The organism is Aneurinibacillus danicus (genome assembly GCF_007991215.1).
Lineage (GTDB): Bacteria > Bacillota > Bacilli > Aneurinibacillales > Aneurinibacillaceae > Aneurinibacillus > Aneurinibacillus danicus.
In genome coordinates, this window is sequence record NZ_BJXX01000215.1 from 1 (window position 1) to 8,977 (window position 8,977).

Sequence of the window (8,977 nt, forward strand, 5' to 3'; positions counted from 1 at the left end):
TATCAAGGACAGGAACCATAGAGAAGTCAATTTCTCCATGTTTTCCGCTTTCCAACTCTCGCTTCCAGCGCCCCACCATGTTAGCGGATAACTCATAACGACGGGCAACGGCTGCCAGATTACCGGTCTCTTTCGCTTCTTTCACTACTTGTTTTTTGAAATCAATGGAATACTTTCTTCTTGTCATCGATGTCTTCCCCCTCTGTCACTATAAGTGTAATCAAAATACACCCTTAGTGTCCAACTTCTCTAGGGGGCTAAAGAGAAAGGGCATCAATAAACTCTTGTCGGTGCGATGAAACAAATATACGTCTAAGATTTTGGTTAGTTTGAAATTGAAATTCAGGATGGGCAAGCAAATATTCTTCCCACTTTTTTAATATTTCTTCTTTAGTTTGCTGTTCCTGTTGATTCCTTTGCCTTTTCTTTTCTTCCTTCTTCTCATAAAAATCTAGGGATTCATTTTCCGTATCCTCAAGTAAATCTTCTACTGAACGATCTAAAAGGTTAACCCATTCATCAAATTTTTCATGAAGAAATGAAATTTGCAGAACAACTTGAGAAGGTAGAACGGTATAAATCACAGCAAATAATAAATCACATTCAATCGTTTTAACCTTTTTGTTATGTTCCTGCACTTTCTTTTTCAAAAGCTTCGTCCATTCAGGATCTTCATCGTCCAATTCAGCCTGTTCTATGTCTTCTTTGGTAATAATTGAATCGTTGATGTCCTCTTGTGTAATAACATTCTGATAAAGAAACAACGGTACAGAATGAACCTTTGAAAACCGAAATAGTTTTTGAAGGTTCTTCTCATTACTAACCAATTTGATTTTTGGAAGTTCTTCCTCATCAGCCCTTTGTACACTTGAGCTATGTACTTCAAAAAGGAGGACGTCCGAATCTTCAGCCATCTGCTTGATCTTTTCGACTTGATCTTGAATCCCCATTATTCCACCCCTTATTTAAAAGAAAATATTCCATTACTTTTTCGATAATCAATGCTGTTATCCTTTGATTAGAAACTGAAAGCTACAACTTTAGGGACTTTTTATGACTATGGGGGATTTATAGTAGAATAAGTGCAAAAATAGCCATCTATGGTATGGTTGCTATTCATGGTTTGGTTCGAAAATCAACAACAAACGATAACAGAGCCTTCTCTTTTGTATGTTTTGTTCTCCAACAATAACAACCTTTGTTGAATCGTTACAGAATTCACCTTTCCTTCTACTTTTAAAGAGATATCAATTCCTCTGTAACACTTGCATAGACAACTGGATGAAGTTCTGTACCTATGTCAATAGACCGGCTAAGAAGATTCTCTAATTCATGTTTAAAATCAATCAAATCAAACAGGCTCCTGTCAGGGGCAATCGAAACAAGCAAATCAACATCACTGTTTGGCTTCTCTTCGTGCAACAGGGCCGAAAATGCAAATGTCATGAACTCCGTATTTTTCTCCTATTTCAATGATTTCCGTTCGATGAAGAAGAATCTGGTCAAAAATATGCTCCATTTTACTTCCTCTTTCTGTTCAAATATACTACTTATCGGTTTTCTTCTTTCTCTATCCATCGCAATGTTTTGTCATCATATTCTCGGTGCTCTTCTGTATACTCATTCCAAGGAATTCCCTTTTCCCGTAAGAGGTCAATAAAATCGAACAAGGGTACGCCGGCCAACTCTGCGGCTCGCCATAAAGAGATTTCCTCACGTAAAAATTTCTTGATACCCTCTTCCTTCATATAGTTTCCTCTTCTCCTGACAACAAGCATAGATTCAGGTAAAATAATCACCTAAGGGAAATCTATCCCTCGGTTGTATAATGTTTCTGGATCAAGGTGCAATTCTCCGGGCCAAGCATATGTATAATATTCGCTTACTTATAGCACTCATGAAACCTAATGGACTATCATGACCTCTGTTAACTGTCATTCTTATTATCCAAAACTAATACTGCAGAACAATAAAGCTTTACAAAAAGAGCTTACATACGATTCTCTCTTATCAGGTATTCAATATCCACAAGGTATGACCTCATCTGATAACTTTGATATAGGGATTGAGCGTGTAGAAAGCGCCGCCATTCAATTTTATGACAGAAAGAGCGATTGCTTTTCATGTAAGAAAGTAAGTTCTTCGCCTCTTCCGCAGTAATTTTCCCCTTGTAAATTTTTTGAACCAAGCGCTCGGCTTTTTCCTCAGTTATCTGGGGGTAAACAGACTCTACTTTTGAAATGGTAGGTAGCATTTCTGTTTCGCGTGCAAAAAATGAATTATCTGGTGACGGATTTGTATGACGAGATTCTTGACGTTTCTTGCGATGTTCTCCGTGTTTTTCTTTTTCATGCTTCATCCATTCACTTTTTTGTTCTTCTATCGTTTGCTGTTCCTCCTGTTTTCTTTTCTTCTTTTCTTCTAATGTTTCTATGTAAGAAACTAATTTTTCCTCATACTGTTTTTGAAAATCATTCCGTAACCATTCTTCGAGGGCAGTATCGCTTAATTTCAAGGATAAGTTTCCGATAGATAATGCCGTTCCCATCCTCATATCGTATCCCTCGTTGAATACAAACCCTTGATAGGGTTCAGTGTTCCCGTCTAAAATGAATCTATTAACGCTAAAAGTTACATACTCTTCTTGCGCCGAAACGTAGTATAGGCTTTTAACCTTCGTATCCATATCATTGACAGGGACGTACCCGAACACGTTAAAAATCGAATAATGATTCTCTTGCTTCAACTTTTTTAGAAACGTTGTCCATTTTTGGTCTTCGGCTGTCTCAATGGCTAAATCTACTTCAGAAGCCCATAGGTGAATAACGTGTTCATGCATATTCAACGTCTGTTCTCGGTCCTCTACGAACCAAACGATCTCCAATCCCTTTTCCCTATAAAACTGGTTTTGCTTTTGAATGCTCCTAATCAGTTTCTTATCCTTTTCAGGAGTGACATTGGTAAGAACAGAAATGGCTATCTCTTTGTCTTGGATCGTCAAAATTAAATCTGGATAGTACGTCCAACGCTCTTTGGCCTTCGCGGTTACACCGTGTTGGATATATACACCTTTGTGACTGGATTCTTGGGCCTTTAACTCGTTATATATAAAACTACGGATGACTGGATGTGTAGGAGCTTCCCGTTTTTTCTGTCGCTTATACTTTTCAATTTGCTTCTCTTGGATTTTTGCTTCCCAACAAGAGGTACCACTCCAATGGGCAAAGTGTCTATCATACACATTTCCCGCGCGAATCCGCAAATTGCTACCGCAAAAAGGACAGGTATACCCACCTTTTTCTCCTATATTTCTAATTAGTTCAAGATCACCGTTATATTTTCGCCATTCTTCTTCAATTGTCGTTTGGTTGAATCCTCCATAAATTGCACTATACATGAAATCCCTCCATGGTCACATTGAAAACAAAAAAAGGAAATTCAATCATAAAATAGGCTAAAAGGGATGTTTGAATAGCTATTTTGAAATTACCTATTCTTTTACCTATTGGAGCAATTTATATTTATTTCCTAATTTTAATATATGGAGAGATGCAAAGTAAGAAATAGAAGTTACCCTTTACTTTCATTAGAAGCTACATTTTAAAAATTGTACCTTGTTCTCCTTATTTTTAACTCTTTCTTTTTATTTATCTGTCATAGACTTTCATATTTTCTCCTACTATCCTTTTGGCTTATAATCAAAATACATTTTATCCCAAAGCTAAAGCCGTATTTTTTTAGTCTCTAGAAAGACCCGCACTTTAATAGTTCAAATCATTTTATCTCCCTTCAATAAAGCATTGAAAGGTTGCCGAAATCTCTCAGCAATCTTTCACAATTTATGATTAATCAAAATCGATAAAATGAGGATTCTCTCTTTCTTCACGGAAAATCAAGATATCTAAGTTAAAAACCAAAAATGAAGGAACATCCCATGCTTTCAGGCTAGGTGGCTCACAAACCTCTTCATTAAAATATTTCCTTACCGTCTGAATACAAGGATTACTGCATCCTTCTAATCCTTTCTTAGAAACATAAAGCCCATCCCATTCTTTTGCCATCTTTTCAAAATCCATATATATATTCTGATTGCTTCTAATTGGATATTGTTTTAACAAACGCAAAAAATCTTCATATGAATGTATCTGATAAACTTTCGCTTCTTCTTTCACCTCATATATATAATTGAATGGATTACTATGATATCCTGCCATTTCTGGGTCGTTATAAACAAATTCTAACCATGGAGAATGATACTCTTCATGGGGTGTAAAATCGCTTAGCCAGAGTCCGCCGGTGGTAGGTCTATACAATTTATCTTCTGGATCATTCTCAACAGGATAAAATAAATCTAAAGAAACCTTTTCACCGTTATGTAGTTGCAATGGAAACTTCATTTATATTCCTCCCCATTTATTCTTTTTCTCGTCTTACCTGAGATGATATAGATAAAGAACAGTAGCCCAGCCCGCCTCTATCCCTGCGCTTGGTTCTGTCTTATCGAATCCGTATTCTATCATCATCTCCAGAATGTGAAACGCATGAAAAAAAGCTTCTACGATCGTGCGTGTTTCTTCTTCCCAACGGAAATTAAACTCTCTTTTGAAGGCTTTTCCCGTCCCTGCTCCAATGATTTGCATGAAGTTATCATTCAATTGTAATTTTTCATCCCATGAAATCAGCGATTTAAAGAACGTAACTAATTCCTCTGTATATTCCTGCATACCAAAATATACCTTCGCACTATGGTGGTAGTAACGATACACGCCATCATCACGAACCCGCTTTCCTTTTTCATGTAGAGACATGATTTCATTTTTCCGTTCTTGAATAACTTGAAGCAGTTTCCGTTCTTTCTCCATTTTTTCTTGAAGAATCGGGTTTAATGTTGTGTCAGATTTTTTTTGTATTATCCCTTTCAACTCCTCCCAGTGTATCTCTCCCTTTTCCCACCAATACTTTCCATCCTTATCCTTCATATATTCCCTCCCCCATTCACCTTATATTCTTGGAAGCGACTCTACCGCATTGGCAAGGTCAGTATAGGAATCTTTTATGTATCTTGCTGTTGTGGAAATATGACTGTGGCCAGCCAAACGCCTTACTTTCTCAATATCATTATTTGTTGACTTTATCATCCATTTGCAAAAAGTGTGGCGGAACATGTGAGGTGTCAATTTCTTCTGAGGAGTACTATAGGCTTCAAGCATTGTTTGGATACCGCGAACAGAAAGTTGATTTGAACGCTGACTGTAAAAAACATAGAGGGACTCTGCAACATGGTGCTTTTTCTTAGCTACTTCTGACCGAAAATCTAACCAGTCCATCAGATCATGGTATAGCAGGGTTGCTATGGGGATTGTCCTTACTTTTCTCCCCTTACCAACTACGCGAATTTTGCGAAACTGCATGTCAAGGTCGTTTATTTTTAAATTCGATAATTCTTCTACCCGAATGCCGGTATAGGTGAGAATGTAAACAATCGCTCGATCGCGTCTGTATTTTTCCTCCGGGTCGACCCCACGACTTTTGATTGGCATGGTGCGCATACGTTCCAGAAGCTCTTCGAACTCTTCCTCTGTAAGCCACATAATTTTTTCTTGCTCTTCATCTGCTACTCGAATATCATGAATGTCTCTCATCGGATCAGCCTGTACATATCCTTTTTCAAGCGCCCATACAAAAAAGCCACGAAGTGAATTAAGTCGTCTGTTTATGGTGCTAACTGCCAGTGCTCTTCCTTCTTTCGGGGTCAACATCTCTTTTATCCAACGTCGAATATCTCCGGCTACTACGTATCCACCGAACTTTATTCGTGTATCAAAGAAAAAAGCCTGTATGTCATTTGTGTATGCTTTGATGGTGTGATGTGACTTTCCATTCTCTTCTAAATATGCTCCATACTCTGCTAGCACTTTCTTCACCTAACCTTATACGATGAGTTTGAAAGGGAAAAAAAGGCTGAAAATCAATAGTTTTTTAAACTTATACGACAAGTTTACATTCGGTTTCCAGCCTCTGAATGTAGATAATGTATGTTATATGCCGAGTTAATTTTTTGACTTGAAGCTTTTAGATGGACTGTTTTGATAAAGTTTCTTGAATCAACGATGTTGCATTGGCTAACCGCTCATTAAAATTCTTCTGGCTTAACCCATTACCACTAGGAAAAGGGGAAACTACCGTTTTCTTTCCAGCAACAGATATAAACTCTCTCTTTTCAACAACATCAGTATATACCATATCTTTTTGTAAAAGCTTGAGGGGCGATCCGCCTAGGAGGATAAGTAAATCGGGGTTACAAAACTCAATCTCCTCCCGTAACAATTGCTCGCTTGCTTTCAAATCAAAGCGCTCTCTTGAATTTTCAATGTAAACCTTTGCCGCATCCGTCACATAAAGAAAATCAAAATCAATTCCCCACTGTATCATTTGTTCACGGATTCTCCTCCAGCTTGCAAACCGAAAGCTTTGATTTTTATTCAATTGCTTTGTGTACTGTTCATATGTATCTCTTGAATCAAGTAACGGCATTAAGTGAGCAAAAAACACGATGCTACCCGCATCAAGGGCGAGAGAATCCTGCGTGATAATCATAGTTCGTAGCCCTTCTTTGCTAGAGAAGTAATGCTTTCCCCACCAAGGTAGGTCGGCTCCTCTTCTTTGAGGATTATGTTGTTGTTCTTTCAGAAACAGTTCCATATCTCTTGCATAATGATTATCTGGGAACATTTTCTGAAAAATACGCACCGGAGAATTATCAACATAGCATGAAGCTGGATAAATTGAATACATGGAAAACATTCGGGCTAACGCTTCGATTTTGTTCATTCTTCTCCTCCTATAAACAATTGCATAACTATCTTTTTCTACCTCACATTCAACCTTTTCTTATGTTTCTCCAATACTCGTATTCTAAATAAAAATCAAGAGTCGACAATGTGACATGGTGAGTAGTAAATAAGTTATCTACAAATGATTCAGTAGAATGCGAATCATTAATTACCATTAACAATTGATTCAAGCTATAAAACGAACAATCAAAAAAAGGAATCCATCGCTCTATTTCTTCACCTTGCAATTGCCTTAGTTCTTCAATTTGGCCGATTAATTCTCTTGTATGTTTACGTAGTTGTTCTAACTGCTTGTCTTTTTCAGGGTCAACTGCATGTACCTCGCCTTGGACAATTGTTTCAAGTATATTTTTTGTAACACTATGGTCATTAAAAAAACCATACTCATTTAGCGAAACACTGACCCGATGAATAATTCGATCTTTCCATTCAATTTTTTTAATAGTTCCTTGCTTTCCTTTTTTAGCACTTCTTTTTTCACGCAAAATAATTTCCTTATCTCTAACTAACGCAAGTTCATGAGCACCTAACTGTTTCTGTGAGGAGATTAAACTTTTTGAAATATCCTCAAAGATATTAATGTCATATCCAGCTAAGGCGGTGCGTGTTAGAGCTTTCTTTTTGACCTCTATAAATATAACTTTTTCTGGAGTTTCAATTATTAAGTCACATTCACCGTCGTTTCCATAATAACCGGAACTGTACTCTATCTCATTTTGTTCAAGAGTTATTTTTATGAAATCCTCAAACTTTAAACCTAATTGATTATCAAAATTGGGAATAAACTTTCTTAACTCATTACAAACCGCTTCAAAAAAAGAGAATGCACACAAAGAGGGATGTAACATCATGTATTGATCTTCATTTACTTTAATGAAAGGTTTCAAGAAAAATTCATTCAGGTTATTCGGCACGATATACTCGGAATTGAGCTTGTTTCTGTTATGTGAGAGTATAGAGAAGATGTTATGTAAAGAACTATTACTGATATGATTAGCTGTTTGTTTCAAGCTCCTTTTAGATATAAAAGACAAACTATTTACAGAACTACTCTTTAGTGACTCTTTCACCACAAGTAATAATTCTTCAAAAGAAAATTTCAAGCTACTCTTTACTTCTTTTGTATCAAAAAACTCTTTTAGTAACCCTTCCATCATTAATGGAATGTATTTAGGATTCCATTGAGGGAATAAAATTATATTATCAAATAAAACATTATCTCTTACATATTCAACTAACTTATCTGTTTGTACAAACATGTGCCCAAATTTACTATACTCCTGTATATCTAGCATTGAGATATAGGCTGTAGCTAGTTTAAAAAGCTCTTCTATTTTTTTATTAAAGATTTGAACAGCATCTTTTTTAAAATTTCTACGAACAAAGTGCTTTACACAAAGTGCGAATAAATATCCCCATGGGATTTCTGGTTCAACTTTTTGTTCAGTAGTAAAACCGGAATATCTTCTTACTTTCATAAATCTTTGTAATCGGGGATTAAAAGACGAAGATAGCTTTTTTAGCATAAATTCAGCAATATTTATGCCCCCTAATTCGATAACATATTTCTCAATTTCAAGAGCAATTCTTAGATAATCATCTTCTTGTGAAATAACACGGGTATTTTCCACCTTAAACTTGTATCCCTTTCCCATTAGATACTGGGTTGATTTTCCAACTTTATATGTACGTTCATACCATTCAAGCGGATGTTTAAATAACTCGTTCTCTTCAGATAGATTGATAATATCCATAGTAATTTGAATAATTTCATTCCACTGCGCTTCGTTATTCATGTCTACAATCAAAATACCGTTTTGTAGTCGTGCATTTATCTCCTCTAACACTTCCAGATACGGGTGAATTTCAATATTTTCAACCATGAACTTTAAAATGAGTTGCTTCACCAAAATTCTCAACTTGTCACGTTTAAAATTTTCACTGACAGTGGCTTTCTCTTTAAGTTTCTCTGATAACTTGTCCTTTAAAATATACTTGTATGAGGTATCTGGATAGTCAAAAGCATATCTTTTACAAATTTTTTCAAAGCTATTGACTTCCTTATCTAATAAATGTTTATGTTTATCTACATATTTTCTAAATTGCCGCTCAATAATATCTAT

The 8,977-nt window shown here is 36.1% G+C and carries 10 protein-coding genes; all 10 read right to left on the minus strand.

Annotated elements, in window-relative coordinates:
• Positions 1 to 187: transposase (locus ADA01nite_RS20645; protein WP_146812324.1), on the minus strand; the 187-nt coding region annotated here is incomplete at its 3' end.
• Between the two features lie 70 nt (positions 188 to 257).
• A complete protein-coding gene (locus ADA01nite_RS20650) occupies positions 258 to 950 on the minus strand; it encodes a hypothetical protein (RefSeq protein WP_146812325.1) in 693 nt (230 codons plus the stop codon).
• 286 nt (positions 951 to 1,236) lie between these two features.
• Positions 1,237 to 1,446: a nucleotidyltransferase family protein gene (locus ADA01nite_RS20655; protein ID WP_218029597.1), complete on the minus strand. Its 210-nt coding sequence runs from the start codon at positions 1,444 to 1,446 to the stop codon at positions 1,237 to 1,239.
• Positions 1,447 to 1,550: 104 nt separating this feature from the next.
• Positions 1,551 to 1,748, minus strand: a complete 198-nt coding sequence (locus ADA01nite_RS20660) for a UPF0175 family protein (RefSeq protein WP_246147441.1) — start codon at positions 1,746 to 1,748, stop codon at positions 1,551 to 1,553.
• Positions 1,749 to 1,990: 242 nt separating this feature from the next.
• Positions 1,991 to 3,397, minus strand: a complete 1,407-nt coding sequence (locus tag ADA01nite_RS20665; RefSeq protein WP_146812326.1) for a competence protein CoiA family protein — start codon at positions 3,395 to 3,397, stop codon at positions 1,991 to 1,993.
• A gap of 448 nt (positions 3,398 to 3,845) precedes the next feature.
• Positions 3,846 to 4,397, minus strand: coding sequence for a hypothetical protein (locus tag ADA01nite_RS20670; RefSeq protein ID WP_146812327.1), 552 nt, complete (start codon positions 4,395 to 4,397; stop codon positions 3,846 to 3,848).
• Between the two features lie 33 nt (positions 4,398 to 4,430).
• The gene (locus ADA01nite_RS20675; RefSeq protein ID WP_146812328.1) at positions 4,431 to 4,979 is read right to left on the minus strand and encodes a hypothetical protein; all 549 of its coding nucleotides are present in this window, start codon (positions 4,977 to 4,979) and stop codon (positions 4,431 to 4,433) included.
• 21 nt (positions 4,980 to 5,000) lie between these two features.
• Positions 5,001 to 5,915 (minus strand): tyrosine-type recombinase/integrase, encoded by a 915-nt coding sequence (locus tag ADA01nite_RS20680; RefSeq protein ID WP_146812329.1) that lies wholly within the window; start codon positions 5,913 to 5,915, stop codon positions 5,001 to 5,003.
• A 157-nt stretch (positions 5,916 to 6,072) separates the two neighbouring features.
• Positions 6,073 to 6,831 (minus strand): uracil-DNA glycosylase family protein, encoded by a 759-nt coding sequence (locus tag ADA01nite_RS20685; protein ID WP_146812330.1) that lies wholly within the window; start codon positions 6,829 to 6,831, stop codon positions 6,073 to 6,075.
• Between the two features lie 49 nt (positions 6,832 to 6,880).
• Positions 6,881 to 8,977: hypothetical protein (locus ADA01nite_RS22330; RefSeq protein ID WP_170230405.1), on the minus strand; the 2,097-nt coding region annotated here is incomplete at its 5' end.